This is a genomic window from Aeromonas sp. A04 (assembly GCF_047780465.1).
Lineage (GTDB): Bacteria > Pseudomonadota > Gammaproteobacteria > Enterobacterales > Aeromonadaceae > Aeromonas > Aeromonas bestiarum.
Window position 1 is genome coordinate 308,269 of record NZ_JBLNHP010000003.1, and the last position, 23,988, is coordinate 332,256.

General features: G+C 63.4%; 24 protein-coding genes. 11 read left to right on the forward strand and 13 right to left on the reverse strand.

What is annotated here, in order from left to right; all coding sequences use genetic code 11:
* Window positions 1–8 precede the first annotated feature (8 nt).
* From ACM3N8_RS12700 to ACM3N8_RS12710, 3 genes are read right to left on the reverse strand one after another with little or no spacing between them, the layout of a single operon-like run.
* Complete coding sequence (locus tag ACM3N8_RS12700; RefSeq protein WP_290018841.1) at window positions 9–1,103, reverse strand: ABC transporter permease; 1,095 nt, start codon at window positions 1,101–1,103, stop codon at window positions 9–11.
* Complete coding sequence (locus ACM3N8_RS12705; protein ID WP_290018843.1) at window positions 1,100–2,029, reverse strand: ABC transporter ATP-binding protein; 930 nt, start codon at window positions 2,027–2,029, stop codon at window positions 1,100–1,102. The genes ACM3N8_RS12700 and ACM3N8_RS12705 overlap by 4 nt, the downstream gene beginning before the upstream one ends.
* Window positions 2,022–2,990: an HlyD family secretion protein gene (locus ACM3N8_RS12710; RefSeq protein ID WP_290018844.1), complete on the reverse strand. Its 969-nt coding sequence runs from the start codon at window positions 2,988–2,990 to the stop codon at window positions 2,022–2,024. Before ACM3N8_RS12710 ends, ACM3N8_RS12705 begins: the two co-directional genes overlap by 8 nt.
* Window positions 2,991–3,282: 292 nt before the next feature.
* On the opposite strand from ACM3N8_RS12710, the gene ACM3N8_RS12715 reads away from it, so the two are divergent.
* From ACM3N8_RS12715 to ACM3N8_RS12725, 3 genes are all read left to right on the forward strand, one after another.
* Window positions 3,283–4,953, forward strand: coding sequence for a DUF342 domain-containing protein (locus ACM3N8_RS12715; RefSeq protein ID WP_353851971.1), 1,671 nt, complete (start codon window positions 3,283–3,285; stop codon window positions 4,951–4,953).
* A gap of 146 nt (window positions 4,954–5,099) precedes the next feature.
* Window positions 5,100–5,909 carry a sugar-phosphatase gene (gene yidA / locus ACM3N8_RS12720; RefSeq protein WP_290018846.1) on the forward strand — a complete coding sequence of 270 codons (810 nt, stop codon included), beginning with the start codon at window positions 5,100–5,102 and terminating at the stop codon, window positions 5,907–5,909.
* Window positions 5,910–6,270: 361 nt separating this feature from the next.
* The gene (locus ACM3N8_RS12725; protein ID WP_103471722.1) at window positions 6,271–7,044 is read left to right on the forward strand and encodes a gamma-glutamyl-gamma-aminobutyrate hydrolase family protein; all 774 of its coding nucleotides are present in this window, start codon (window positions 6,271–6,273) and stop codon (window positions 7,042–7,044) included.
* Here ACM3N8_RS12725 and ACM3N8_RS12730 read toward each other — a convergent pair whose 3' ends face one another.
* Window positions 7,045–7,458: a hypothetical protein gene (locus ACM3N8_RS12730; protein ID WP_241326029.1), complete on the reverse strand. Its 414-nt coding sequence runs from the start codon at window positions 7,456–7,458 to the stop codon at window positions 7,045–7,047.
* Between the two features lie 115 nt (window positions 7,459–7,573).
* Between ACM3N8_RS12730 and ACM3N8_RS12735 the strand changes: the two genes are divergently transcribed.
* Together ACM3N8_RS12735 and ACM3N8_RS12740 are read left to right on the forward strand one after the other, a co-directional pair.
* The gene (locus tag ACM3N8_RS12735; protein ID WP_274453306.1) at window positions 7,574–9,100 is read left to right on the forward strand and encodes a mechanosensitive ion channel family protein; all 1,527 of its coding nucleotides are present in this window, start codon (window positions 7,574–7,576) and stop codon (window positions 9,098–9,100) included.
* A gap of 41 nt (window positions 9,101–9,141) precedes the next feature.
* Window positions 9,142–9,540, forward strand: coding sequence for an STY0301 family protein (locus tag ACM3N8_RS12740; RefSeq protein WP_416016199.1), 399 nt, complete (start codon window positions 9,142–9,144; stop codon window positions 9,538–9,540).
* Window positions 9,541–9,568: 28 nt separating this feature from the next.
* Here ACM3N8_RS12740 and ACM3N8_RS12745 read toward each other — a convergent pair whose 3' ends face one another.
* The 6 genes from ACM3N8_RS12745 to lptM form a co-directional block, all read right to left on the reverse strand.
* Window positions 9,569–10,279 carry an HAD-IA family hydrolase gene (locus ACM3N8_RS12745; RefSeq protein ID WP_416016200.1) on the reverse strand — a complete coding sequence of 237 codons (711 nt, stop codon included), beginning with the start codon at window positions 10,277–10,279 and terminating at the stop codon, window positions 9,569–9,571.
* A 34-nt stretch (window positions 10,280–10,313) separates the two neighbouring features.
* Window positions 10,314–11,270, reverse strand: a complete 957-nt coding sequence (xerC, locus tag ACM3N8_RS12750) for a tyrosine recombinase XerC (protein ID WP_098980920.1) — start codon at window positions 11,268–11,270, stop codon at window positions 10,314–10,316.
* Complete coding sequence (locus tag ACM3N8_RS12755; RefSeq protein ID WP_065401948.1) at window positions 11,263–11,943, reverse strand: DUF484 family protein; 681 nt, start codon at window positions 11,941–11,943, stop codon at window positions 11,263–11,265. The genes xerC and ACM3N8_RS12755 overlap by 8 nt, the downstream gene beginning before the upstream one ends.
* Window positions 11,944–12,024: 81 nt before the next feature.
* Window positions 12,025–12,855 carry a diaminopimelate epimerase gene (dapF, locus tag ACM3N8_RS12760; RefSeq protein ID WP_042868747.1) on the reverse strand — a complete coding sequence of 277 codons (831 nt, stop codon included), beginning with the start codon at window positions 12,853–12,855 and terminating at the stop codon, window positions 12,025–12,027.
* Window positions 12,856–12,979: 124 nt separating this feature from the next.
* Window positions 12,980–14,230 carry a diaminopimelate decarboxylase gene (gene lysA, locus ACM3N8_RS12765; protein ID WP_103471726.1) on the reverse strand — a complete coding sequence of 417 codons (1,251 nt, stop codon included), beginning with the start codon at window positions 14,228–14,230 and terminating at the stop codon, window positions 12,980–12,982.
* A 19-nt stretch (window positions 14,231–14,249) separates the two neighbouring features.
* Window positions 14,250–14,426 carry an LPS translocon maturation chaperone LptM gene (gene lptM / locus ACM3N8_RS12770; protein WP_017408874.1) on the reverse strand — a complete coding sequence of 59 codons (177 nt, stop codon included), beginning with the start codon at window positions 14,424–14,426 and terminating at the stop codon, window positions 14,250–14,252.
* Between the two features lie 73 nt (window positions 14,427–14,499).
* Here lptM and cyaY point away from each other — a divergent pair, with 73 nt between their 5' ends.
* Window positions 14,500–14,814 (forward strand): iron donor protein CyaY, encoded by a 315-nt coding sequence (gene cyaY, locus ACM3N8_RS12775; protein ID WP_042868743.1) that lies wholly within the window; start codon window positions 14,500–14,502, stop codon window positions 14,812–14,814.
* Window positions 14,811–15,464: an alpha/beta hydrolase gene (locus tag ACM3N8_RS12780; protein ID WP_416016201.1), complete on the forward strand. Its 654-nt coding sequence runs from the start codon at window positions 14,811–14,813 to the stop codon at window positions 15,462–15,464. The genes cyaY and ACM3N8_RS12780 overlap by 4 nt, the downstream gene beginning before the upstream one ends.
* A 114-nt stretch (window positions 15,465–15,578) precedes the next feature.
* Here the strand turns inward: ACM3N8_RS12780 and ACM3N8_RS12785 are convergent, their stop codons facing one another.
* The gene (locus ACM3N8_RS12785) at window positions 15,579–18,110 is read right to left on the reverse strand and encodes a class I adenylate cyclase (protein ID WP_043134973.1); all 2,532 of its coding nucleotides are present in this window, start codon (window positions 18,108–18,110) and stop codon (window positions 15,579–15,581) included.
* 323 nt (window positions 18,111–18,433) lie between these two features.
* On the opposite strand from ACM3N8_RS12785, the gene hemC reads away from it, so the two are divergent.
* Genes hemC through ACM3N8_RS12805 form a run of 4 tightly spaced genes read left to right on the forward strand, consistent with a single transcriptional unit; the run spans window position 18,434 to window position 22,364 of the window.
* Window positions 18,434–19,363, forward strand: coding sequence for a hydroxymethylbilane synthase (gene hemC, locus ACM3N8_RS12790; protein WP_241326022.1), 930 nt, complete (start codon window positions 18,434–18,436; stop codon window positions 19,361–19,363).
* Between the two features lie 46 nt (window positions 19,364–19,409).
* Entirely contained in the window at window positions 19,410–20,144 is a 735-nt protein-coding gene (locus ACM3N8_RS12795) for a uroporphyrinogen-III synthase (protein WP_290018971.1), read from the forward strand.
* On the forward strand, window positions 20,141–21,190 hold the full coding sequence (locus ACM3N8_RS12800; RefSeq protein WP_043556963.1) for a uroporphyrinogen-III C-methyltransferase: 1,050 nt from the start codon (window positions 20,141–20,143) through the stop codon (window positions 21,188–21,190). The genes ACM3N8_RS12795 and ACM3N8_RS12800 overlap by 4 nt, the downstream gene beginning before the upstream one ends.
* 10 nt (window positions 21,191–21,200) lie before the next feature.
* Window positions 21,201–22,364, forward strand: a complete 1,164-nt coding sequence (locus tag ACM3N8_RS12805; RefSeq protein ID WP_290018858.1) for a heme biosynthesis HemY N-terminal domain-containing protein — start codon at window positions 21,201–21,203, stop codon at window positions 22,362–22,364.
* A 92-nt stretch (window positions 22,365–22,456) separates the two neighbouring features.
* On the opposite strand, the gene ACM3N8_RS12810 is transcribed toward ACM3N8_RS12805, so the two are convergent.
* Window positions 22,457–22,708 carry a YkgJ family cysteine cluster protein gene (locus ACM3N8_RS12810; RefSeq protein ID WP_043556964.1) on the reverse strand — a complete coding sequence of 84 codons (252 nt, stop codon included), beginning with the start codon at window positions 22,706–22,708 and terminating at the stop codon, window positions 22,457–22,459.
* Between the two features lie 170 nt (window positions 22,709–22,878).
* On the reverse strand, window positions 22,879–23,889 hold the full coding sequence (gene glpX / locus ACM3N8_RS12815; RefSeq protein ID WP_043134967.1) for a class II fructose-bisphosphatase: 1,011 nt from the start codon (window positions 23,887–23,889) through the stop codon (window positions 22,879–22,881).
* Window positions 23,890–23,988: the final 99 nt, after the last annotated feature.

Here is a 23,988-nt window from a genome sequence, read left to right on the forward strand (position 1 = left end):
CAAACGCCTCAATCCAGACTCTTCTTGAACCTGTGGGCGGCCAGGGTCAGCACCAGCAGGGTGAAACCGGCCAGCCAGAGCACGTCCGGCAGCAGCTCAGACAACTCACCGCCCCGCAGCACTATGCCCCGGATCAGCCGCATGAAGTGGGTGGCCGGCAACACCTCGGCAATCCACTGGGCCGGCACCGGCATCCCCTCGTAGGGGAACATGAAACCCGACAACAGGATGGAGGGCAGCAGGATGAACACCGTCATCTGCATCGCCTGCAGCTGGGTCTGTGCCAGGGTGGAGATGAGCAGCCCCAGGGTCAGGCTGGCGGCGATGAACAGCAGGGTCGCCAGCAGCACCTGGCTCAGGGCGCCGTTGACGGGCACATCGAAGATGAGGTGGCCGAGGCCGAGTATGATGGCCACCTGGACCAGCCCCACCCCGATATAGGGCAGAATCTTGCCCAGCATCAGCTCCATCGAGCTGACCGGAGTGGTGATGAGCAGCTCCAGATTGCCGCGCTCGCGCTCGCGCACTATGGCCGCCGAGGTGAACATGATCATGGTCATGGTGAGGATCACACCGAGCAGGCCGGGCACTATGTTGACCGCCGAGCGGCGGGCCGGGTTGAAGTAGAGCACAGTCTCGAAGGTGGGCGGCGCGGATTCAAGCCCAGGTTTCAGATCGGAGAGCGGCATGTTGCGCAGCCCCAGCAGGGCCCCGGCTATCATGGTGTCCGAACCGTCCACCAGCCACTGGCCCGCCGTCTCACCGGCGCTGAGCCGGCGGCTCAAGTCGGGGGGCAGTACCAGCACGGCGCGCACCTCGCCCCGGGTCAACGCCGCTTCGGCCTGCTGCACCCCAACGTATTGCTGCTCGATGCGCACCACCTGGCTCGCCTTCACCGCCTCCACCAGCAGCCGTCCCGGCACGCTCTGGCTCATCTCCACCAGCCCCACAGGTATGTGGCGCACATCCGTGTTGATGGCGTAGCCAAACAGCAGCAGCTGGATCAGGGGGATCATGACTACCATGCCAAAGGTCAGCCTGTCCCGCGCCAGCTGCCTGAGTTCTTTCTGGGTGATGGCCCAGAGCCGTCGCAGACTGTTCATGCCCTTGGCTCCTGCCCGGTGCAGCTGACGAACACATCCTCCAGGCTGGGCCTGACCAGCGCCATGGCGGCACCGGCCAGCGCCGGGCAGGCCTGCTGCAACCAGGTCACAGGCTCGGCCAGCTCCTTGTCCACCAGCACCCGCAAGCGCTGACCGAGCTGGGCGGCGGATCGCACCGGCGCCAGCTGCACCAGCTGCTGCTTGAGCAGCCGCAGGTCGCTGGCCTGCACCTCCACAACCCGGGTACTCATGGCATCCATCAACGCCTGGGGCGAGCCCTGGGCCCGCACCCGCCCCGCCTCCATGATGGCCAACGCATGACAGCGCTCCGCCTCATCCATGTAGTGGGTGGTGACCAATATGGTGGTGCCCCCTTCGCTGAGATCGAACAGCTTCTCCCAGAAATCGCGCCGGTTTTGCGGATCCACCGCCGAGGTAGGCTCGTCGAGCAGCAGCAGATCCGGGCCGTGGATCACGGCCGCCGCCAGCGCCAACCGCTGCTTCTGGCCGCCGCTCATGGCACCGGCCCGCTGCCGGGCCAGCGCGGTCAGCTCATAGGTGGCCAGCAGTTCGTGCAGCCGGGCGCCGAGCGCGGCCCCCCCCATGCCGTGGATGCGGCCCATGAACTCCAGGTTTTCCCAGCTCGTCAGCTCGTCGTAGAGGGAGAACTTCTGGGTCATGTAGCCGATCCGGCGTTTGAGTGCCTCGGCCTGCTTGGGAATGCTGAGTCCCAGCACCTCCACCTCTCCGGCCGAGGGGGTGAGCAGGCCGGTCAGCATGCGCAGTGTGGTGGATTTGCCGCAGCCGTTGGGGCCGAGAAAGCCGTGGATCTGCCCCCTGGGCACGCAGAGATCCAGCCCGTCCACCGCCAGGAAATCACCGAAGCGGCGGCTCACTCCCTGCGCCCGGATCGCCAGTTCACTCATGGCTCGCCCTCTCATCACCGGGCTCCGCCTGCAACGGCAGGCCGCTCGGCAGATCCTGCGCCCCGTTCGGCAGATCTATCTCGGCCAGATAGACCAGCCGGGCTCTGTCCTGTTCATTGAGGGCATAGTAGGGGGTAAAGGCGGGCTCTTTCGAGATCCAGCGCAGCCGGCCCATTAGCGGCTCTGCCACCCCGTCCACCCGCACCCGTACCGGCTCGCCGAGGCGGTAGCTGGCGAGGGAAGGCTCGGGCACATAGACCCGGGCGTAGGGGGCCTGATCCGCCTGAATGGCCGCCAGCACGGCACCGACCGATACCCTTTCACCTAGGTGATAGGGCAGGCTGTCGAGCCGGCCGCTGCGAGTGGCGACGATGGAGAGATCCGCCAGCTCCCGCTCGGCCAGCGCCACTTCGGCCCTGGCGGCCTGCAGGGCCGCATCCGCTTCGTCTATGTCTTCGCTGCGCACGCCCCGGGTCAGCTTGTCGAGCTGCTGGCGGGCCCCGTCCTGTTCGGCCAGGGCGCCGTCACGCAGGGCGCGGGCCTTGTCGAGATCGGCCGGGCTCACCAGCTTCTGACGCACCAGTCGATCGATGCGCTCGAAGTTGCGTTCGCTCTCCCTGACATTGGCCTGCGCCTTGTCGAGGCTGGCCCGGGCGGCGGCTATGTCTTCCGGCCGTTCGCCATTGGTCATGCGGGCGAGGGCCGCGCGCGCTTGCGCCTCTTGGGCACGGGCACGGGCCAGCACCGCCTGCTGGCGGCGATCGTCGAGCCGGGCCAGCAGGGTCCCCTCAGCCACCAGACTCCCCTGGGCCACCGGCAGGGCGCGAATGATCTCGCTGGCGGTGGCGGTCAGCAGCACCCGATCCCGCTCCAGGGTACCGAGTGCAATGGTGGACACCTGCGGCTGGCAGGCGGTGAGCAGGCCCGTCAGGGCCAGGGGCAGCAGACAATGACGCAACATCGATACTCCTCTCGCGGCGGGCCAGACTTACCGATGCAAACCACCACCGGGTTCAGGGCCGGCACGTCTCTCGCAGACCTGCGGGCTTCTCGTGCCGTCAGCATACCCGCTGTCATCCTTGATTTCCTCGTCCCAGCTCACCCATTTGTGCTTAGTTCGTTGACCAAAAAGGAGAAATGCCCGAATACTGCAGACCGGAACCATCTTGATGACTCGCGTTTTTAACAAAAAGCCGATTAAATGGAAGTAAGAAGCGATCTCGATATGGATGCAGACGAGGGAAGGGAACCGGGTGTTAAGCAAAGAGTGGTTACTGTTATCAACCGATATGGAGTACGCCTGCCTGCGCATAGTGCCCGGGCTGACCAAACCCGTCTCGGAGAGCGATATCCAGACGCTGCTGCTGGCTTCCAACTGTCGCCGCTACCAGCCGCTGACGGAGGGGATCAAGCAGGCCATCAGCTTGCTCAACACCCTGTTGAGCAACCCGGCCGCCCCCCTGCCCGGCAATCCGGTCCCCGTCGCCCAGCGCCACGATGCCCGCGTCACCCTGGTGGTGGAGAAAGACCGGATGAGCGCCGTTGCCCAGATCACCGCCGACTGGGGTGGCAAGTATCTCACCACTGAACAGCTGGAGCAGGCGGTGCAAGCCAGCGAGATCAGCCAGGGAGTACAGGCGCCCCTCATAGCCGCCGCCATTCTGGCCGCCAAGGAGGCGACGCCGGGGGCCCTGATCAAGCTGCCGGTGGCGCTGGGCAAGGCCGCCGTCAACGGCCAGGACACCCGCTTCGAGCGGCTGGTGGAAACCCCGGCCGAGCGGATCCTCAAGCCCCAGGAGCTGGATCATGGCCGGGTCGACATGCGCGACCTCGGCACCCTGCTCACCGTCAAGGCGGGCGCCCAGCTGATGCGCCGCCACCCCGCCACCCAGGGCGTGCCCGGCTTTACCGTCACCGGCCAGGAGCTGCCCGCCAAACACGGCAAGGACAGCCCCATGGTGGCCGGCGAGGGCACCTTCGCCTCGCCGGACGATGTGGATCTGCTGCTGGCCGGCCGCCCCGGTCTGCCTCGCCAGGAGAAGAACGGCATGAAGGTAGACGACGTGCTGAGCGTCAAGCAGGTCGACATCCGCCACGGCCACGTCATCTTCGAGGGGGCCCTGATAGTGGCGGGGGATGTCACCCCCGGCATGAAGATAAAGACCAGTGGCGACGTGGTGATCGGCGGCTTCGTCGAGGGGGGCTATATCGAATCGAGCGGCACCATCACGGTGCGCAGCGGCATCATAGGCCGCAAGAGCGAGCAGAGTGACGAATACCTCTGCCATCTCAATGCCCAGGGCGAGATCCATGCCAGCTATGCCCAGTACGCCAAGCTGGAGGCCGGCGGCGACATCCAGATCCAGAGCCAGCTCAGCCACTGTTACAGCCGCAGCGGGCAAGACATCAAGGTGGGCGACAGCGGCATGCGCAAGGGCCACCTTCTGGGGGGCATCAGCATCGCCAATCGCCTCATCATGGCCCCCATACTGGGGGCCTCGGCCTACAACCAGACCCGGTTGCAGATCCTCGGCGGCTACTTCACCCACAAGGAGCAGGAGCAGGCCCTGCGCCAGCGCAAGCAGGAGTGCCGGGATCAGCTGGACAAGCTGCAGGATCTGCTGCTCAAGCTGTTGCAGCTGCCAGCGGACAAGCGCAATCCCCAGACAGTGCAGAAGATCAAATTGATCCGCACCCAGCATATCGACGAGAGCAAGCTGCTGGATGAACAGCTGGAGGCGGCGCAGGAAGAGCTGCAAAAACTGATGACGGAGATGGACATCATAGCCACCCAGCGCGTCTTCCCCGGGGTCGAGGTGGAGATGGCCCACCACCACTACAGGGTCGACATAGAGCACGGCCCCATCCACTTCGCCATCCACGAAGATCAGTTGCAGCTGACCCCCTACGAACCCCACAAGTGACGGCCTGCGGCTCGCGACTTCCCGGCAAGCCCCCCCTGCTGGCGCCGCCTCTCGCCGCCAACCCGTGATCCTGGCGGCGAATTTCGCTACACTCGGCCTCCCATTGGCCCCATAGGGCGGGCCAGCCAGACTTCAGGTAGTGAGAGATGTACAAGCTGATCGCATTGGATATGGATGGCACCCTGTTGAACTCCCAGGGCCAGATTTCACCCCGCACCCACGCCGCCATTCAGGCCGCCCGCGCCAGGGGCGTGACTGTGGTGCTGACCTCGGGCCGCCCGCTGGAGGGGATGAGCCGCTACCTGGTCGAGCTCGGCCTCACCGGTCAGGATGACTACGTCATCTGCTACAACGGCGCCCTGGTGCAACAGGTGGCCGATCAGCGCATCATCCGCAGCCAGCTGCTGACCGGCGGCGACGCCAGCGCCATCGCCAGGCTGGCAAACGAGCTGGAGGTGAACGTACACGGCTTCTCTGTCACCCGTGGCCTCATCAGCCCCAGGGTCAGCACCTATACCGAGCACGAATCCCGCCTCATCGGCATGCCCATCAATCTGATCGATTTCGCCACCCTGCCCGCCGACGAGCAGATCATGAAGGTGATGATGATCGACGAGCAGCCCCAGCTCTCCCGCGCCATCGAACGCCTGCCCGCCGAGCTTTATGAGCGCTACACAGTGGTGCGCAGCGCCCCCTACTTCCTCGAGTTCATGCACAAGCAGAGCAACAAGGGGACCGGCGTCGCCGCTCTGGCCGAGCATCTGGGGCTGGACGCCGCCCAGGTGATCGCCGTGGGGGATGCGGGCAACGATCACCACATGATCGAGTACGCCGGGCTGGGAGTGGCCATGGGCAATGCCACCGACGAGATCAAGGCGCTGGCCCAGCACACCACGGCGCGCAACGATGAAGACGGGGTCGCCCAGGTCATCGAGCGATTCGTGCTGAACGCCTGAGTCGACAAAGGGGCCTGCGGGCCCCTTCTGCTATCCGGCTACCCCGGCCAGATGTTTAATATATCCACCACAGACCATATCCCTCATCTCACCAACACCCCCGCAGGCCCCTTTAAAAGGGACTCAAGGCAGCTCTTCGCTTAAAACAGTTAACATTTCAGCATCATTTCGTTTGACATATTGAACGGCCTTGGCAGACTGGGATCAGGATCCAGGCTGTCATTGCCCAGGCTGACCGACGATTCTGGTACTGCGGCACGACCCTGATCCCATGACCATGCCTTGAGGCATGCCCTTGCCCTTTCAGCGGCAGCAAGGGCCTTCCCAAGGCGCAGGACCGCAAAGGATAGCAAGGTGAATCATGACAGCTCGCAACCCCCACACCCCGCGTAAACCCGTCGTACTCATGACCATGGGCGCCCAGCCCCGCAATGGTCACCCCTATCAGGTGATGACCCACAAATACATAATGCCGCTGGTGGAGATCAGCGACTGCGTGCCGCTGCTGGTGCCGACCTGCTGCGGCACAGAGGATCTGGCGCAGTATCTGGATTTGGCGGATGGCGTCTATCTGAGCGGCGCCGGATCCAACATAGATCCCGCCCTCTACGGCCAGGAGAACCTGACCCCGGAGAAGCAGCAGGACAGAGACAGGGATCTGTTCGACATCCCGCTGGTGCGCGCCGCCCTCGATCGCGGCCTGCCGATCCTCGGGATCTGCCGCGGCATGCAGGAGATCAACGTGGCCCTTGGCGGCGACATTCATCAGAAGGTCTACAACGAGCCGGGCTATGACGATCACAGGGAAGATTCGGACGATCCGGTCGACGAGCAGTACGGCGAGAGTCATCAGGTCGAGCTGGTGCCCGGCAGCTGGTTTGCCGAGCTGATGGGACAACCGTCGATCCCGGTCAATTCGCTGCATGGGCAGGGGATCAAGACGCTGGCCAAAGGGCTTGAGCCGCTGGCCCACGCCGAGGATGGGCTGATCGAGGCACTCCATGCCCCTGCCCTCGCCTCCTTCCTGCTGGCGGTGCAGTGGCACCCGGAGTGGAAGGCAAGCGGGAATCCCCACTCCATCAAGATTTTCGAGGCCTTCGGCGACGCCTGCCGGGCCCGCGCCAGCAAGGGCTGACTAGTCGCCAAACCCTCGCGCCTTGAGCTTGGGCAAACCACCCCGCTCGGGGCGCAGGGTGCGGCATATCTCCATCCCCTTGAGCCCGCGCTGGATGTGATCCGGCGTGTGGCCGAACACCATGCCGTTGCTGCGATAGAGGGCATCGTCATCCAGCTCGAACAACTCACCGCCGATCAGCAGCTGCTCGCGGCCGTTGACCGTCTTGCCCCGCTTGAGCGGCAGCGTCATGTCGCTCAGCACCTCGCCGGTGGCGCAGCCCTCGCGCCAGCGGGCCTCGTCGGAGAAGGGGGTAATGGCGATCTCGCGCCAGGAGCCATCGCGAAACTCGACTCTATACTTGTCGGCCAGCTGATCGCAGCCCGCCAGCAACCAGACCCCTGCGATACAGACCAGCTTGTTCAACTTGCGCACACTCGCCACTCCCCTGCCACATTGGCGCCCAGCATAAATAAATTGCCCTCACCCCGCACCCATTTAGCGGTTCGAAAGCAACTATGCTGGAAATAACCAATGATAAGGGGCTGTTATGTTTAGCGATCACCTCATTGCGCTACCTACCCTGCTGTGGATTGGTGAGCACCCGTTCTGGACCCTGCTGACCCTGTCTCTACTCGCTACCCATTTCTGGCGCTCCCCTGGCCGGCGGCGGGAGCTGGTCGCCGAGCTCGGCTTCGTCATGCTGAGCACCGTCACCATACTGTTGATCCAGTTCGAGGGCGGATGGTTTCGCCTGCCCCTGCCCCACCACTGGCTGGTGGAGATCTCCAGTCTGCTGGCCGGCCTTGTGCTGGTGAAGGTCTGGGGGATACTGCTGTTCCAGTTTCTGCTGCCCCTGTGCCAGATCCGCATCCCGCGCATCATAGCCGACATCGTCATCACGGTCGGCTACATCGGCTGGTGCCTGTTCCGGCTCTACGCCTCCGGCATGGCGCTCGGCGAGATAGTCACCACCTCGGCCGTCATCACGGCCGTCATCGCCTTCTCCATGCAGGACACCCTGGGCAATCTGCTGGCTGGAGTCTCCATCCAGCTCGACAACTCCATCGCCATCGGCGACTGGCTGCAGGTCGAGACTACCCAGGGCCGGGTGGTGGAGATCAACTGGCGCGCCACCACCATAGAGACCCGCAACTGGGAAACCGTGGTGATCCCCAACAGCCACCTGCTCAAACAGCGCTTCACAGTGCTGGGACGGCGGCAGAACGCCCCCCTGCAGTGGCGGCGCTGGGTCTGGTTCGACATCACCCTGGACACGTTGCCGACCCAGATCATAGCGCTGGTGGAACACTCCCTGCGGGAGACCCGCCTCCGCCACGTCTCCGCCAGCCCGATGCCAGACTGCCTGCTGATGAACGTGGAGAACGGCGTCGCCCGCTACGCGGTGCGCTACTGGCTCACCGATCTGGCAGTAGACGATCCCACCGATTCTGCGGTGCGCACCCTGATCGATGCCGCCCTGCGCCGCAACGACCGCCGCCTCACGCCCCCCATCTTCAACGTCTTCATGACCACGGATCAGGATCACAAGGATCAGCGCCACAAGCGGCATACCGCCGAGCGCACCGCCACCCTGCGCCGCTTGCCGCTGTTCGCCATGCTGCAGGAGGAGGAGCTGCTGCAACTGGCGGATCAGGTCAAGTTCGCCCCCTTCGTCAACGGCGATCGCATGCTCACCCAGGGCGAGATCTCGGGCTGGCTGTTCGTGCTGGTGAAGGGGGATGCGGAGATGCTGGTGGAGGTGGAAGGGCGCGAACTGCTGCTCGGCACCCTCAGCGCCGGCGACTTCTTCGGCGAACTGAGCCTGCTCACCGGCGAGCCCAGCCCGTTCACGGTGCGGGCGCTCGGCACCGTCGAGACCTATCGCATCAATCAGGCCATGTTCCAGGAGCTGGTCATGCAGCGCGAGTCGCTGGTCGAACCGCTCTACCGGGTGCTGAGCGCCAGGCAGCAGGAGCAGCAGGCCCTGCTGGTAAGGGAGGCGGAATCCCTGAGGCAAGTCACGCCGCCGCGGGATCTGCTGGATAAACTGAAGGCGCTGTTTGGCGGCCTATGACGTAGCATGGAGGCCCGAGCTTTCGACAAGAGACCGACTCCATGCTGCTGACCGCCCTGGCCCTGAGTGCCACCCTGCAATTTGACTGCCCACCCAGAATCGAGACCCGCCAGCAACTGTTGACCACACCAGAGGGCTGGCAGGGTCTGAGCCGGGATCCGGAAGGAAAACCGGGTCAGACCCTGAGCCACCGGCTGGCAAACCTGGCGCTGTTTGATGGTGAGCCGGGTGAGCTGGTTCAGCTCAAACCGGACAATGGCGACAGCGACGAGATCCACTACTGGAGCCTGCTCGGCAGCAGCCTGCGTCCTCTCTATCTGGTCTGCCACTATCAGGATACCGCCCTCACCCTGCAGCAGCCGCTGCCCCTCGGCATCAGTTACTGCCGGGTCAATCAGGGCGACCCTTACGATCTGCGCGGGCTGATCTGCCGCAAATAACGCAGTGAAGGGCGGTCAGCAATCGCCGTCAGAGCAGCAAGTCGGCCAGCTCGCCGAGGGCATTGAGCTCCACATCCGGCAACAGTTGCAGCCCCTGCCAGGGCTGCTGGCGATCGTTGAGCCAGGCGGCCCGAAAACCGTGCAGGCGCGCGCCCAGCACATCCGTCTCCGGGTGGTCCCCCACATGCAGGATCTGGCCTGGAGCCAGCTTGAGGACCCTCTGCGCTTGCACAAACATGTCCGGCGCCGGTTTCATTCTGGCGCCCGCGCCCGCCTTGCAGACCAGGGTGAAATAATCCGCCAGCCCCGCCTGTACCAGATCCAGGTTACCGTTGGTGATGACCACCAAGGGGTAGTGCCCGGCCAATCGCGCCAGCAAGTCGTGGGTCGCGGCGCTCACCGTTATCCTGGATCGCTCGGCGAGAAAGGCGGCGAATACCTGTTCGGCCTCCCGGCTGGCGGTGGTGGCCGCCATGCCGCCCTGCACCATGGCCTCATGAATGGTGCGCTGACGCGCCAGGCTGACATCCTGGCGCAACTCGGGATGGGCAAGCAGGATGGCGCGCTTGAGTTCCAGCCAGCGCGGCTTGTCCAGCATGGCGGTGGCCAGGTATTCGCTGCGCAGATGGGCCAGCATCCACTGCTCGGCCCGTTCAATGGCGGGGCCGTTGTCGTAGAGGGTGTCATCGAGGTCGAACGAGATGGCGGCCACCGGCTGCCAGCGGCGATAAAAATGCATTCATGCTCCTTCACGGCGGGGTAACCAGACCCCGTTATTCATCTTCCGGGGTGGCAGGATCCCGCCTGGCCCTGGGATGGGCGTTGTCGTACACCTTGGCCAGATGCTGGAAATCGAGGTGGGTATAGATCTGGGTGGTGGAAAGATCCGCGTGCCCCAGCAGCTCCTGCACCGCCCGCAGATCGCCGGACGACTCCAGCATGTGGGTGGCGAAGCTGTGGCGCAGCTTGTGGGGATGGATGTGGGCATTGAGCGCCTGCTTGTTGCCCCAGCCATCGAGCCGCTCCTGCACCGAGCGGGCCGACAGCCGCCGTTTGCGCTGCGAGACGAACAGGGCCTCGGCCTCGTCCCCCGCCAGCAGGGGGCGCACCTTGAGCCACTTCTGCAACCACTCCACCGCCATCCGCCCCATGGGCAGCACCCGCTCCCGCGCGCCCTTGCCGGTCACCTTGAGCTGACGATCATCGAGCTTGATGTCCGTCAGATTGAGCCCCACCAGCTCGGCGAGCCGCAGGCCGGAAGAGTACATCAGCTCCATGATGGCGCGATCCCGCACCGCCAGCGGATCCTGCTCGTCTGTGATGTTGAGCAGCTGGTACATCTCGTCCACATCCAGGTTCTTGGGCAGGGGTCGCCCCTGCTTGGGGGTCGCTATGCCGCGGGCCGGGTTGGCGCTGAGCCGCCCCTGGCGCACCTGCCAGTCGCAAAAACTGCGCAGGGCTGAGAGCTTGGTGGCGAGAGAGCTGGGTACCAGTCCGGCCTTGTGCATCCGGGTCACCAGGCTGCGCACCTGGCTCGCCTCGAGCCGGGTCCAGTCGCTCAGGCCAAGCCTGACCAGCTCGGCTGTCATTATCTCCAGGTGAGAGCGGTAGTTGCTGCGGGTATGAGGGCTGAGCTGGCGCTCGACCCTAAGGTATTCGATGAAGGCCGCCAACTCATCGGCCAGGCTGGCCGGCAGAGGCTCGGCGGCAGGAGACTGTGCCTTAGCCACGAACCAGCTCGGGCAGGCGCAGTTGCAGCAAGCGGCCCAGCTGACCCAGCAGCAGGGTGTCGTTGTGGGGGCTGAAGTGGCTGGGATCCGAGCTGGCGAAGGCCAGCACGCCGAGATCGCCGAGCCGCATCAGGGCAACGGAGTTGACCAGCACATCGTGGCCAAACAGCGCCTGCTTCTCGCTCTGGTTGAGGCGACCGAAGTAGTAATCCTGCCCCGGCAGCCGTTGACCCAGCAGCTGATCGAGCTGCTTGCCCTCCGCCATGAAGCGCAGCTCTGGGCCGCTCAACTGGAATTTCTTCGGGCTGAGCCAGAGCCGCAGGCCGGTCAGCCGCAGTCGCTGCACGAAGGCCTTGCCCATCACGGCACTCACCTCGAACAGGGTCTGGCAGCCGTAGAGTTCGCCGTAGAGATCGGCGTAGACCCGGAAGATCCGCTCGTTCTCGCTGGCAATCCCCATCAGCTCGGTGATCTCCTGCTCCAACTGCTCGATGCGCTCGCGCTGCCGGTCCATCTGGCGTTCGACCAGCGAGACCGAGCCTTTGCGCTCGTGGGGAATGCGGATCCGATCCAGCATGGCCGCGTGGCGCTGGAAAAACTCGGGATAACGGGCCAGGTACTCCAGCACTGTGGCTTCATCCACCAGTGATTCCTGCCGTTTGAGTTCGCTCATAACTTGGTTGGTCCATCCGAAAAAGGGGCACAAGGCCCCGACATTAGCGCTTGGCAGAGCGGAGTCATCTCCGCCCCATGCCTACAACTCTATCTGGCCGTCGAACACATGCTCGGCCGGGCCCGTCATATAGACAGGCTGACCCGGTCCCTTCCAGGCGATGGTCAGCTTGCCGCCCGGCAGACTGACGGTGACCCGCTCCTTGAGCTTGCCCTGACTGATGCCGATCACAGCCGCCGCACAGGCGCCGGTGCCGCAGGCAAGCGTCTCGCCCACCCCGCGCTCGAACACCCGCAGCTTGATCTCGGTGGCGTTGACCATCTCCATGAAGCCAACGTTGACCCGCTCGGGGAAACGCTCGTGCCGCTCCATGATGGCGCCCAGTGTCTCGACCGGCGCCTCGGCCACCGATGGCACTTCGATGACGCAGTGAGGGTTGCCCATGGAGACGACACCACACATCACAGTATGCTCTTGCGCCCGCAACAGATAGGTTTTTTCCGCCTTCTGGGCCCGAAACGGGATCTTGCCCGGCTCAAACTGGGGGACGCCCATGTTGACCGTGACCTGATTCTCCCCTTCCAGCTGCAGGATAATGCGGCCGCGGGCCGTGCTGACCGCGATGCGATCCCGGTTGATCAGCCCCTTGAGGCGCACGAAACGGGCGAAACAGCGGGCACCGTTGCCGCACTGCTCCACCTCGCTGCCATCGGCATTGAAGATACGGTAGTGAAAGTCGAGTTCAGGGTCATAGGGCGGCTCCACCAGCAGCAGCTGGTCGAAGCCGATCCCGAAGTGGCGATCCGCCAGCTTCTTGATGACGTCATTGCTGAAAAACACCTTCTGGGTGACGCCATCCACCACCATGAAGTCATTGCCCAGCCCGTGCATCTTGGAAAAATCTATCAACATCGTGCGTTCCTGTACCCTTTAGGCAGTAAATGCTCGCGACACCGGCGATCGGTCAACTGCTCGCGCGTTCAACGCACACAGAGACGCGTCTGGACCATCCCATCGCCATGGTGCCTTCCTGTTTTCAGGGCAGTAGATGCTCACCGCGCCAGAGATCGGCCAACTGCTCGCGCTCTCTGATGAGGAAGGATTGCGTGCCATCCACCAGCACCTCGGCCGCGCGCGGACGGGTGTTGTAGTTGGATGACATGGTAAAGCCATAGGCACCGGCGGAGCGAACCGCCAGCAGGGAACCCTCGCCTATGGCCAGGGTGCGCTCCTTGCCGAGGAAGTCACCCGTCTCGCACACCGGGCCGACCACGTCGTACAGCGCTGGCTCGTGGGCCGTGCGGCTGTCCACCTCTATGATGTTCATCCAGGCGCCGTAGAGGGAGGGGCGCAGCAGATCGTTCATGCCGGCGTCGATCAGCGCGAAGTTGCGGGTCTCGCCAGGCTTGAGGAACTCGACACGGGTCAGCAGCACGCCGGCGTTGGCGACGATGGCGCGGCCCGGCTCGAACAGCAGGGTCAGATCCCGGCCCGCCAGCTTCTGCTTGAGCGCCTCGGCATATTCGGTAGGGTGCGGTGGCTGCTCGGCGCCATAGTTGACCCCAAGCCCGCCGCCCACGTCCAGGTGATGGATCTGGATGCCTTCCGCTGCCAGCTCGTCGATCAGCCGCAGCAGCTTGTCGGCCGCCTCCATGAAGGGCGTCAACTCGGTGAGCTGGGAGCCGATGTGGCAATCCACCCCCTTGATCTCTATGTTGGCCATGGCCGCCGCCTTGCGATAGATGGCGGGCGCCTGCTCGATGGGAATGCCGAATTTGTTCTGCTTGAGGCCAGTTGATATGTAGGGATGAGTCCCGGCATCGATGTCGGGGTTGACCCGCACCGAGACCCTGGCCTTCTTGCCCATGCTGCCCGCCACCCGGTTCAGACGCTCCAGTTCGGCTTCCGACTCCAGGTTGAAACAGAGGATCTCTTTATCCAGCGCGAGGCGCATCTCGGCTTCGCTCTTGGCCACGCCGGAGAAGACCACCTTGGCCGGATCGCCGCCCGCCGCCAGTACCCGCGACAGCTCGCCGCCGGAGACTATGTCAAACCCCGAGCCCAGGCGGGCCAGCAGGTTGAGCAGCGCCAGGTTGGAGTTGGCCTTGACCGCATAGCAGATCAGATGGGGAATATCGCCTGCGGCCTGATCGAAGGCATGCCAGTGGCGTTCAAGGGTAGCGCGGGAGTAAACGTACAGCGGAGTGCCGTACTGCTCGGCAAGGTATTGCAGCGAGGTGTGTTCGGCCTGAAGCTGGCCGTCGGCGTCGTAGTTAAAGTGATCCAAGGGGCGGTTCCTTCCTGAATTATTGCGGCGCGGCCTCTGGGGCGGCTTCGGCGGTCGCAGGCGTCTGTGCTTGCGGTGTACTCTGGGTCTGGGGCTGCTCGGGGGGCGGCATGTAAAGCGGCCCCGTCAGGCCACACGCGGCCAAACCAAGAGACAGAAGAGTGGCAAGCAGACACTTGGTAAGCTGGGTAATCATAATGGTTCGCTGCGAAAAAATTTTTGGCCCTCTATAATCGCACTCACATTGTTAAAAGCAACAGGATAAACCGATGAAGGATCACGAGTATCACGCCCTGACCGACGCCTTTTTCCAATATGTGGAAGACACAGTCGATGCAGGATATCCGGATATTGATTGTGAACGCGCCGGCGGGGTCTTGACCCTGTCGTTCGAGAACAAGACCAAGGTCATCATCAACAAGCAGGAACCCCTGCACCAGATCTGGGTCGCCACCCGCGAGAACGGTTTCCACTTCGAGCTGCAAGGGGAAACCTGGATCGACAACCGCTTCGGCCACGAGCTCAAGGCCCTGCTGACCAAGGCCTGCACCACCCAGGCGGGTGAGGCTGTGGTATTCCCATGATTGACCTACATCCGCAGGACGCCCGCCACGCCGTGATCTGGCTGCATGGGCTGGGGGATTCCGGCGCGGGTCTGGCACCGCTGGTGGATGCGCTGAACTTGCCTGCCGACCTGCCGGTGCGCCATCTGCTGCCCGATGCCCCCGAGCGCGCCATCACCATCAACATGGGCTACAAGATGCGCGGCTGGTACGACATCAAGAGCTTCGACGATCCGGCGGACCGCGCCGTGGAGTCCCATGTGCGTGAATCGGCCGACCAGATTGCCGCCTTGCTCAATCAGCTGGTGGCCGAAGGCTTTGCTCCCGAGCGCATCCTGCTGGCCGGTTTTTCCCAGGGTGGCGTCATCGCCTCCTTCACCGCCCTGCGCCATCCGGCACGGCTGGCCGGGCTGCTCTGCATGTCCACCTACCTGGCGGCGCCCGACGCCCTGCTCGGCGAGATGAGCGAGGCCGCCCGCAGCCTGCCCATCTGCTACATGCACGGCATCTATGACGATGTGGTGAGCCTCTCCATGGGCTGGGACGCCAAGAACCGGCTGGAAGCGGCAGGGCTGACGCTCGAGTGGCACGAGTACCCCATGCGCCACGAGATCTGTCGCCCGCAGCTTGCCGACATCCGCAGCTGGCTGCTGGCCCGCCTCGCGGACTGAGCCAGCACCGGATAGCCAAACGGCCTGCATCTGCAGGCCGTTTTTATTTGGCAGGTTCGAGGAGCCGCGTCAGCAAGAGGGCCTTATCGGCCACCCCATGCCCGACCCCTGATGCTACCCCGTCGCCGAGCCCAGTTCACGGGCCTGGCCTGCGCCGTCACGCAGCGGCCCCTGGCTGCGGTAGGGGATCACCTCCAGCTCGCCATTGACCTGCACTATCTCGTAGTACTGGGGCAGGTTGAAGTTGCTGAACTGGCCCGCATCGCTGAAACGCTCGTGGCTGGAGGTGTAGAAACGGTTCACCCCCTGCACCAGCTCATCCTTGTTGCCGGCGAAATGCTGGTAGATCTCCACCCGGTTCGCCTCATCCAGGATATAGATGTTGGTGCCCGCATCCCGGGTATCGAAGAAGAACTGCACCAGCCCTTCGCTGGCGTAGGAGTCGACGATACCGGGCAGGTGCTGGCTGTGGGTCTTGTCGAGCCGCAGCGGCAGGTGATCCAGCTTGTTGTGGGAGATGTGACGGTAGAAGTCGATGGCGTTTTCCAGCTTCTTGACCGACACCCCGCGCCGCTCGAAGAAGATGCCGTACTTCTCCTTGCCGAGGGCGAGCGTCTTGACCAGCTGCTGCTTGTCACGGGCGAGGCGCAGTTCGATGCACTCGGCCACCAGTTGCTGGAAACGGGTCCGCACCAGGGAGCGGAAGTGCTGGCTGTAGCAGAACACCTCTATCATCTCGGGGGCGGCAGCATCCTGGTGCATCTTGCCGAGTATGGTGGTGAGGGCATCGACTACGGCTTCATCGCCCTGGAAGTGCAGGGTGCGGATCTCGCTCCAGGAGTTGCGATAGACCAGATCCACCGATCCCACCAGACACTCCAGATTGCGGCCGAACGAGAAGACGTCGGCGGCATTGGCGTCGAATTCGATCACCTGACCCACCCAGTGGCTGGTCGGGTCCGTCTCCAGGTTGAGGAAGATGGAGAGCTGACGGATCTCGCAGGGACGGCTGAGGGCCAGGTTGGTGGCGCGGGGATACTTGACCGGGAAGGTGCCGGACAGGTCACGACAGAACTGGTGCAGGTTGTCGATGTGCAGATCCGAGCCCTGATTGAACAGGTGCACCCGGGACTGGGGCGTCAGCAGGCCGTTGAAGTAGGCCCAGGAGACCAGCTTGCTGATGTAACCGTTATATTCGAGCGGTGCCCGGCCTATGATGTCCGCCGGCTCCAGCGAATGTTTGTAGAGATACCAGCCGGCGCGATTCAGCCGGCCGTGGGGCACCTGCACCAGGCTGAGATCCGGTTCGCTCAGATCCGGCGCTATGGTCAGGTTGATGCGCTGTACCTTGCCCGGCAGGCTCTCGAACGCGGCATAGAGCTTGCGCGACAGTATGCCGATGTCTTCCGGGTTGATGGACTCGCTGATGTTGTTGCGCCGGGCGAACTGAATGAGGTTGCGATAGCTCTGCATCAGGGCTTCCAGCAGCTCGGCGTGAGCCACCTTGACGTCTTCAACCTTCCACTCCTGGCGGTGATCCAGATGATGCAGCCGCTCCGGGCTCCAGCCCCAGTAGGCCACCAGCTGGGTCATCTGCTCGCGGCGCCAGGCCGGGGAGTGATCCTCCTTCGGATGGCTGAGGCCGTCACACACTTTCAGATAGAAGCAGCGCCGCACCAGATCCAGCCGTTGCATGTCGCCGATGGACTTGAGGTAGTTGGTCACCTTGTCCAGCATCAGGCAGTAGTTGTCGAGCCGGTAGTGCATGCCCTCGTTGTGCTGGAACCAGTCGCGGCTGGTGACAGACAGCAGGCGGGTGTTGGGATACTCGTGGGAGTAAGCCTCCATCAGCACCGACTTGAGCACGGCTTTGTAAGGGGAGTCGATGCCCTTATAGAGCTGCCACAAGGCGGAGCCGAAGTACTCCTCGGCGGGAATGCGGTCGAAGCCGCCGAGATCGAGCCAGTCGTCCTGGCTCAGCTTGCCGTGGGCAAACAGGCCGTTCACGTATTCGTCGTAGCGATCGTCATACTCGGCAGGCACCAGATACCAGAGCAGGCGCTTGCCGGCGATCAGCATGGCGCTGCGGTAGAACTCGTCGAGCAGCAGCAGGTGCTGGGCGCTGCCGCAGCTCTCCCCCTGCATCTGGGCATCGTTGCGCTGGCGGAACTTGTCCTCGGGGATCAGGAAGAAGTTGAGATCCACCCCGCGCTGCTCGGCCCACTTGGAGAGTTGCTGGCACTTGAGATCCAGCAGCTCGAGCCGCTCCTGCGACAAACCGGCCACGTGGCAGACCCAGATATCGAGATCCGAGTGGCAGCACTGGCCGATGGACGAGGTGCTGCCCATGGAGTAGAGCCCCTGGATCGACTTGTCGTGGGTGGTGAGGCCGTTCTGGCAGTTGGCGTTCTGGCACAGATCCTGGATGAAGGCCTGCTGGGCCTCGTTGGCGGTAAAACTCCAGATGCCGTGGGGCACATCACCTGCCACATAACCGGGCAACAGGGGATGATTGAAGTGCAGCATGACGGGCAGCAGCTGGAAGACCTGCTGCCCATAGCGACTCATGAGACCTAACGCCCGTTGCGTCTTGAGACGATTGAGTTCGTCGTAGCGCGCCACCAGCGTATCGAGTTTTACCAGCAATGCCCTGCCTATACCGAGGTGAGAAATGACGCACCAAAACGGGGAGACGTCAAAAAAGTGTGATCATGTTAACAATGCAAACAGCGGTGGTAAACAAGCCCGCACTGAATCACCGGATTATTTATGACTGGCAGCTGAACAGTATCAATGGAAAGCAATAAAAATCAGTAGATTCAATGAATTAATAAATTAATTCAACTTAATGAAAATCATTTTCAGCCCCCCTTTTTGAGCTTGGCCCCGCTTTTGCTGGCTGCGCCATGAAAGCCCCTGCAAAGGGTGGTAAGATCGTTTTCCTTCTAAAGATGAAACAACTGATTGATATGGCAGCCCGAACCCTGAAAATTGCCACTCGCAAGAGCCCATTGGCCCTGTGGCAGGCCAACTTCGTCAAAGACCGGCTGGAAGCCCTGTACCCCGAGTTGCAGGTCGAGCTGGTACCCATGAGCACTCAGGGTGACAAGATCCTGGATACTCCTCTCGCCAAGGTGGGCGGCAAGGGGTTGTTCGTCAAGGAGCTGGAGACCGCCATGCTGGAGGGACGCGCCGACATCGCCGTTCACTCCATGAAGGATGTGCCGGTGGAGTTCCCCGAGGGACTGGGTCTGCACACCATCTGCGAGCGCGAAGATCCGCGCGATGCCTTCGTGTCCAACCGTTTCAGCCAGATAGAGGCGCTGCCGCAAGGTGCCGTGGTCGGCACCTCCAGCCTGCGCCGTCAGTGCCAGCTGCGCGCCGCCCGCCCGGATCTGGTGATCCGCGACCTGCGCGGCAACGTCAATACCCGTCTCGCCAAGCTGGATGCCGGTGAATATGACGCCATCATACTCGCCGCCGCCGGCCTGAAACGGCTGGAGATGGCACATCGCATCACCGCCTTCATCGAACCGGAACAGAGCCTGCCCGCCAACGGTCAGGGGGCAGTCGGCATCGAGTGCCGGCTCGACGATGAGGAACTGCACGCCCTGCTGGCCCCGCTCGAACACGCAGAGACCCGGATCCGGGTGCTGACCGAACGCGCCATGAACCGCGCCCTGCAAGGGGGCTGTCAGGTGCCCATCGGTGCCTATGCCCTGGTGCAGGGGGAAGAAGTCTGGTTGCGCGGCCTGGTGGGCAGCCCGGATGGCCGTCAGGTGGTCCGCGACGAGATCCGCGGTCCGCTGGCCGATGGCGAGGCGCTCGGCCACACCCTGGCCCAGCGCCTGCTGGCGGCGGGCGCCGACGTCATACTGGCCGAGGTCTACCGGGCATGAGTGCGGGTCGGGCCGGATCATGGCCACAACCATTGAGCGCTGCCTGATGATCCCGCTGGTGGTGCGCCCGGCCGCCCAGGCCGCCAAGCTGGTGCAGCTGTTGCGCCGGCACGGCCACGCACCGCTCTGCTGTCCGCTGCTGGAAACCGTGGCGGGCAGTGAGCTCTCTCGCCTGCCCGAACTGCTGCCCCAGGCAGACATAGTCATAGCCGTCAGCATGCATGCTGTTCATTTTACTCACCATTTTCTGTTGCAAACTGGTCAGACCTGGCCACATATTGACTACTTTGCAGTCGGTCAGGCCAGCGCGGACGCCTTCGCCGATGCAGGCATAGCGGCGAGCTGCCCGGACGATCCGCGCAGCGAAGGGCTGCTGGCCCTGCCCATCCTGCAACAGGTGAGCGGCAAGCGGGTGCTGATCCTGCGTGGCAATGGCGGCCGGGATCTCATCGCCCGGACGCTGGCCTCACGCGGTGCTCTGGTGCACTATTGTGCGGCCTATGAGCGCCACTACCCCGAGCTCGACGGGGACGCATTGACTCGCCACTGGCAGGCGGCCGGGCTCGACAGCCTGCTCATCACCAGTGGCGAACTGTTGCAGCGGTTGCTGGAACTGGTGCCAAGCCAGCAGCAACCCTGGCTTTATGACCGCCTGTTGGTGGTGCCCAGCCCCCGCGTGGCCGAGATGGCCGAGGCGGCGGGCTTTACCCGAATCACGATTGCCCAAGGTGCATCCAACCAGGCCCTGACGGCCGCTCTGGAACTGAGGAAGATGGAATGACTGAACAACAAGAAACCCAGGTCAAGCCCCAGCCGACCGCCGTGGTCAACGGCGGCAAGAGCCGTTCCGGCGCCCTGCTGGGCGGCGTGGCCATATTGCTGGCCCTCGGCCTGACCGGCGGTCTCTACCTGCACGGCCACAAGAGTGCGGTGGCCCAGCAGGGGGAACTGGATCAGCTCAAGCTGCAACTGGCCGAGGCCATGAGCAAACTGGATCAGAGCAACAGCAAGGAGAGTGAGCAGCTGGCCGCCGTCGGCAAGCAGCAGCAACTGCTGCAAGACGAGCTCAAGGGCCTGCAGAACCGGGTGCTGGATCTCAACGACAAGCGCCCCAACGACTGGATGCTGGCCGAATCCGAATACCTGGTACGCATGGCGGGCCGCAAGCTGTGGCTGGAGCATGACCTCATCTCCGCCATCACCTTGCTCGGCAATGCCGACGAGCGGATCAAGGCGCTCAACGACCCCAGCCTGATGCCCATCCGCAAGGCGCTGGCGGCAGACATAGCCCAGCTCAAGGGGATGCCCAGAGTCGATCGCGAGGGGCTGACCCTGAAGCTGGCCGCCCTCTCCGATCAGATAGAGCTGCTGCCGCTCTCCACCGTCAGCATGCCGGAAGCGAAAATCGAACCGGATCAGGCCGTCAGCACCAACCCGGACGAGTGGGAAAGCAATCTGAAGAAGAACTGGGTCAAGTTCACCGAGAACTTCATCACCATACGTCGCCGCGATGGTGCCGTGGAGGCCCTGCTCTCCCCGCAGCAGGAGATCTTCCTGCGCGAGAACCTCAAGACCAAGCTGCTGCAAGCCCAGCTCGCCGTCTACCGCGAGCAGCAGGCCTTGTATGACGACAGTCTGGAGAAGGCACAGCGCTGGCTGACCCAGTATTTCGATACCGACAACAGCGCGACCCACTACATGCAGTCCGAACTGGACAAGCTCAAGGGTGAGCAGATCCAGTTCGACTATCCGGATCGCTTCAAGACCCAAGCCATGCTGGAAGAGGTGCTGACCGAGCGCCTGCAACGCATTCTGGCCAGCAACTGAGGAGGGCACCATGATTCGTCTGATTGTTCTGGTGGCCGTGATGGTGGCGGGGCTGATATTCGGCCCGCAAGCCTCCGGCAACAAGGGGTATGTGCTGATCGCCCTGGGTAACTACACGGTAGAGTCCTCGGTCACCAGCGCCGTGATCCTGGCCGTGCTCTTCTATGGCGCCCTGCTCATCGTCGAGTGGGTGCTGGGCCGGGTGTTCGGCCTGCGTCGCAAGACGCTGGGCTGGTACGGCTCACGTCGACGCCGCAAGGCCAACCAGCAGACCGTGGCCGCCACCCTGGCCATGGCCGAAGGTCACTACAGCCAGGCCGAGAAGCTGATGCTCAAGGGCGCCAGCAACAGCGACACCCCGCTGCTCAACTACCTGAGCGCCGCCAAGGCCGCCCAGGCCCGTGGCGATGACGTGCGCCGGGATCAATACCTGCAAAAAGCGCAGGAGGAGAACCCCAAGGCCGAGCTGGCGCTGACCCTGACCCAGACCCAGCTGCAGATAGAGCAGGGCCAGTACGACACCGCGCTGGCCATGCTGGAATCCGTCTATGCCCTCAACCCGCGCCACCCCATGGTGCTGGATCAGCTGCGTCAGGTACACCTGGCACGCGAGGACTGGACGGCCCTCATCGACCTCATCCCCGCCCTGCACAAGGTGGGCAAGCTGACCCCCAAACAGGAAGAGGATCTGCTGCATCAGGCCTGGCGTGGCCGGCTCAAAGCCGCCAGCGACGCCCTCGATACCCTGCGCCCTGTCTGGCAGGATCTGCCCCGCAAGCTGCGCCAGGATCCGGATCTGCTGGCCTGCTATGGGGATCGGTTGCGTCAGCTCGGTGCCGACAACGAAGCCGCCGAGCTTTGGCTGGATGCGCTGCGCAAGCAGGTTTCCCCCCAGTTGCTGGCCCGCCTGCCCAGGCTCAAGCTCGATAACTACCAGCCCATGCTGACCTTGTTGCAGAAGATCCAGGATCAGCCGGGTGTCGACGCCGCACTGGCCCAGACCTATCTGCTGGCCGGCCAGCTGGACGAAGCCCAGCGACTGCTGGAGCAGGCTGTGGCCAAGGCACCGAGTGCCGCCGTCTACCACGCCCTCGGCCAGGTAATGGACAAGCGCCGCCTCACCAACAAGGCCAACGAGTACTATCGGCAGGCCCTGCAACTGGCCGACGTCTGATCCTGGTCCCTGCGCCAGAAGCACCAACAAGAGAGGCCGCAATTGCGGCCTCTCTTTTGTCTGTTCTGCTCTGATTGTACGCCGCAGCCCGCTTATGCCGTCAGCCGCTCCAGCTCACCTATGAGCCAGATGGCCTCCTCCCTGTGATAGCCGCACACATCCGGCATGGGTCTAAAACCGCTGCACACCAGAGGGCGATCCGGCTGGTCGAAGATCTTGCAGCCCAGCCGCACATCGAGCTGGACGCAGGGCACCCCGGCCGGTTTGCCGGCGGGCATGCCCGGAATGGCACTGCTGATACTGGGGGCAATGCAACAGGCTCCACAACCTTGACGACATTCCATGTAACGCTTTCCTGTGCGTGGCGAACCAGTCTATCAAAGGGCCGCGATTCCCCTTAGCCTTATCCCCCGCGCCCGTGAAATAGTGGCCAGTCAGGGGACTGTGTCAGCCCGCAGACAACAAAAAGCCCGACAGAGTCGGGCTTTGGTCGTTCAACGGCAGGTCGGACGCATCAGAGGATGATGTCGCGCACCACGCTGTCTTTGCGATCCAGGAAGTGGATCGACTTGATGCGACGAATGGTGCGTGACTTGCCACGGATCAGCAGGGTTTCCGTGGTCGCCATGACGCCATCGCTGGTGATGCCATCCAGCAGATCACCCTTGGTGATGCCGGTGGCCGAGAAGATGACGTTGTCATTCTTGGCCAGGTCTTCCAGCTTGAGCACCTTGCTCAGGTCTATGCCGAGCGCCTCGCAGCGGGCAATTTCCTGCTCGCCCAAGGCACGCACTTCCGGGCTGTCGCCCTTGACCTTGTGACGGGGTATCAGGCGAGCCTGCATGTCACCATCCAGCGCACGGATCACCGCCGCCGAGATCACCCCTTCCGGCGCGCCGCCGATGCCATACAGCATGTCGACTTCGCTGTCCGGCAGACAGGTGAGGATGGAGGCGGCAACGTCGCCATCGGGAATGGCAAACACCCGCACGCCCAGTCCCTGCATCTCCTTGATAGCCTTGTCGTGACGCGGCTTGGCCAGGGTGATCACGGTCAGGCGGGAGAGCGGCTTGCCCAGCGCCTTGGCCACGGCCTTGAGGTTCAGCTCGAGGGCCTGATCCAGGTCGATGGCACCCTTGGCCTTGGGACCCACGATCAGTTTTTCCATGTACATGTCGGGCGCCTTGAGGAAGGAGCCCTTGTCGCCGACTGCCAGCACGGCCAAGGCGTTGGCCTGGCCCATGGCGGTCATGCGGGTACCTTCGATCGGGTCGACCGCGATATCCACGGCGTCGCCCAGACCCGTGCCCACCTTCTCGCCTATGTAGAGCATGGGGGCTTCGTCAATTTCACCTTCGCCGATCACAATCTCACCATCGATCTGGATCTGATTGAGGATATGGCGCATGGCCGCTACGGCCGCCCCATCGGCGATATTCTTGTCACCACGTCCGAGCCACTTGTAGCCAGCCAGTGCAGCCGCTTCCGTCACTCGGGAAAACTCGATTGCCAGTTCACGTCTCATCGCATATCCAACCTTTGGAGCTCGAAAACGGGCGGCATTCTATCACAAGGGCAAACCTTTGCGCGCAAAAGTGGCGGATCGCCACACAAATCACGGCCC

Bases quoted from the DNA above. Each gene is read 5' to 3' on its own strand.
- ACM3N8_RS12700 (WP_290018841.1), bottom strand. From the start codon at position 1,103: ATGAACAGTCTGCGACGGCTCTGGGCCATCACCCAGAAAGAACTCAGG.
- ACM3N8_RS12705 (WP_290018843.1), bottom strand. From the start codon at position 2,029: ATGAGTGAACTGGCGATCCGGGCGCAGGGAGTGAGCCGCCGCTTCGGT.
- ACM3N8_RS12710 (WP_290018844.1), bottom strand. From the start codon at position 2,990: ATGTTGCGTCATTGTCTGCTGCCCCTGGCCCTGACGGGCCTGCTCACC.
- yidA (WP_290018846.1), top strand. From the start codon at position 5,100: ATGTACAAGCTGATCGCATTGGATATGGATGGCACCCTGTTGAACTCC.
- ACM3N8_RS12725 (WP_103471722.1), top strand. From the start codon at position 6,271: ATGACAGCTCGCAACCCCCACACCCCGCGTAAACCCGTCGTACTCATG.
- ACM3N8_RS12735 (WP_274453306.1), top strand. From the start codon at position 7,574: ATGTTTAGCGATCACCTCATTGCGCTACCTACCCTGCTGTGGATTGGT.
- ACM3N8_RS12740 (WP_416016199.1), top strand. From the start codon at position 9,142: ATGCTGCTGACCGCCCTGGCCCTGAGTGCCACCCTGCAATTTGACTGC.
- ACM3N8_RS12745 (WP_416016200.1), bottom strand. From the start codon at position 10,279: ATGCATTTTTATCGCCGCTGGCAGCCGGTGGCCGCCATCTCGTTCGAC.
- ACM3N8_RS12755 (WP_065401948.1), bottom strand. From the start codon at position 11,943: ATGAGCGAACTCAAACGGCAGGAATCACTGGTGGATGAAGCCACAGTG.
- dapF (WP_042868747.1), bottom strand. From the start codon at position 12,855: ATGTTGATAGATTTTTCCAAGATGCACGGGCTGGGCAATGACTTCATG.
- lptM (WP_017408874.1), bottom strand. From the start codon at position 14,426: ATGATTACCCAGCTTACCAAGTGTCTGCTTGCCACTCTTCTGTCTCTT.
- cyaY (WP_042868743.1), top strand. From the start codon at position 14,500: ATGAAGGATCACGAGTATCACGCCCTGACCGACGCCTTTTTCCAATAT.
- ACM3N8_RS12780 (WP_416016201.1), top strand. From the start codon at position 14,811: ATGATTGACCTACATCCGCAGGACGCCCGCCACGCCGTGATCTGGCTG.
- hemC (WP_241326022.1), top strand. From the start codon at position 18,434: ATGGCAGCCCGAACCCTGAAAATTGCCACTCGCAAGAGCCCATTGGCC.
- ACM3N8_RS12795 (WP_290018971.1), top strand. From the start codon at position 19,410: ATGATCCCGCTGGTGGTGCGCCCGGCCGCCCAGGCCGCCAAGCTGGTG.
- ACM3N8_RS12800 (WP_043556963.1), top strand. From the start codon at position 20,141: ATGACTGAACAACAAGAAACCCAGGTCAAGCCCCAGCCGACCGCCGTG.
- ACM3N8_RS12805 (WP_290018858.1), top strand. From the start codon at position 21,201: ATGATTCGTCTGATTGTTCTGGTGGCCGTGATGGTGGCGGGGCTGATA.
- ACM3N8_RS12810 (WP_043556964.1), bottom strand. From the start codon at position 22,708: ATGGAATGTCGTCAAGGTTGTGGAGCCTGTTGCATTGCCCCCAGTATC.
- glpX (WP_043134967.1), bottom strand. From the start codon at position 23,889: ATGAGACGTGAACTGGCAATCGAGTTTTCCCGAGTGACGGAAGCGGCT.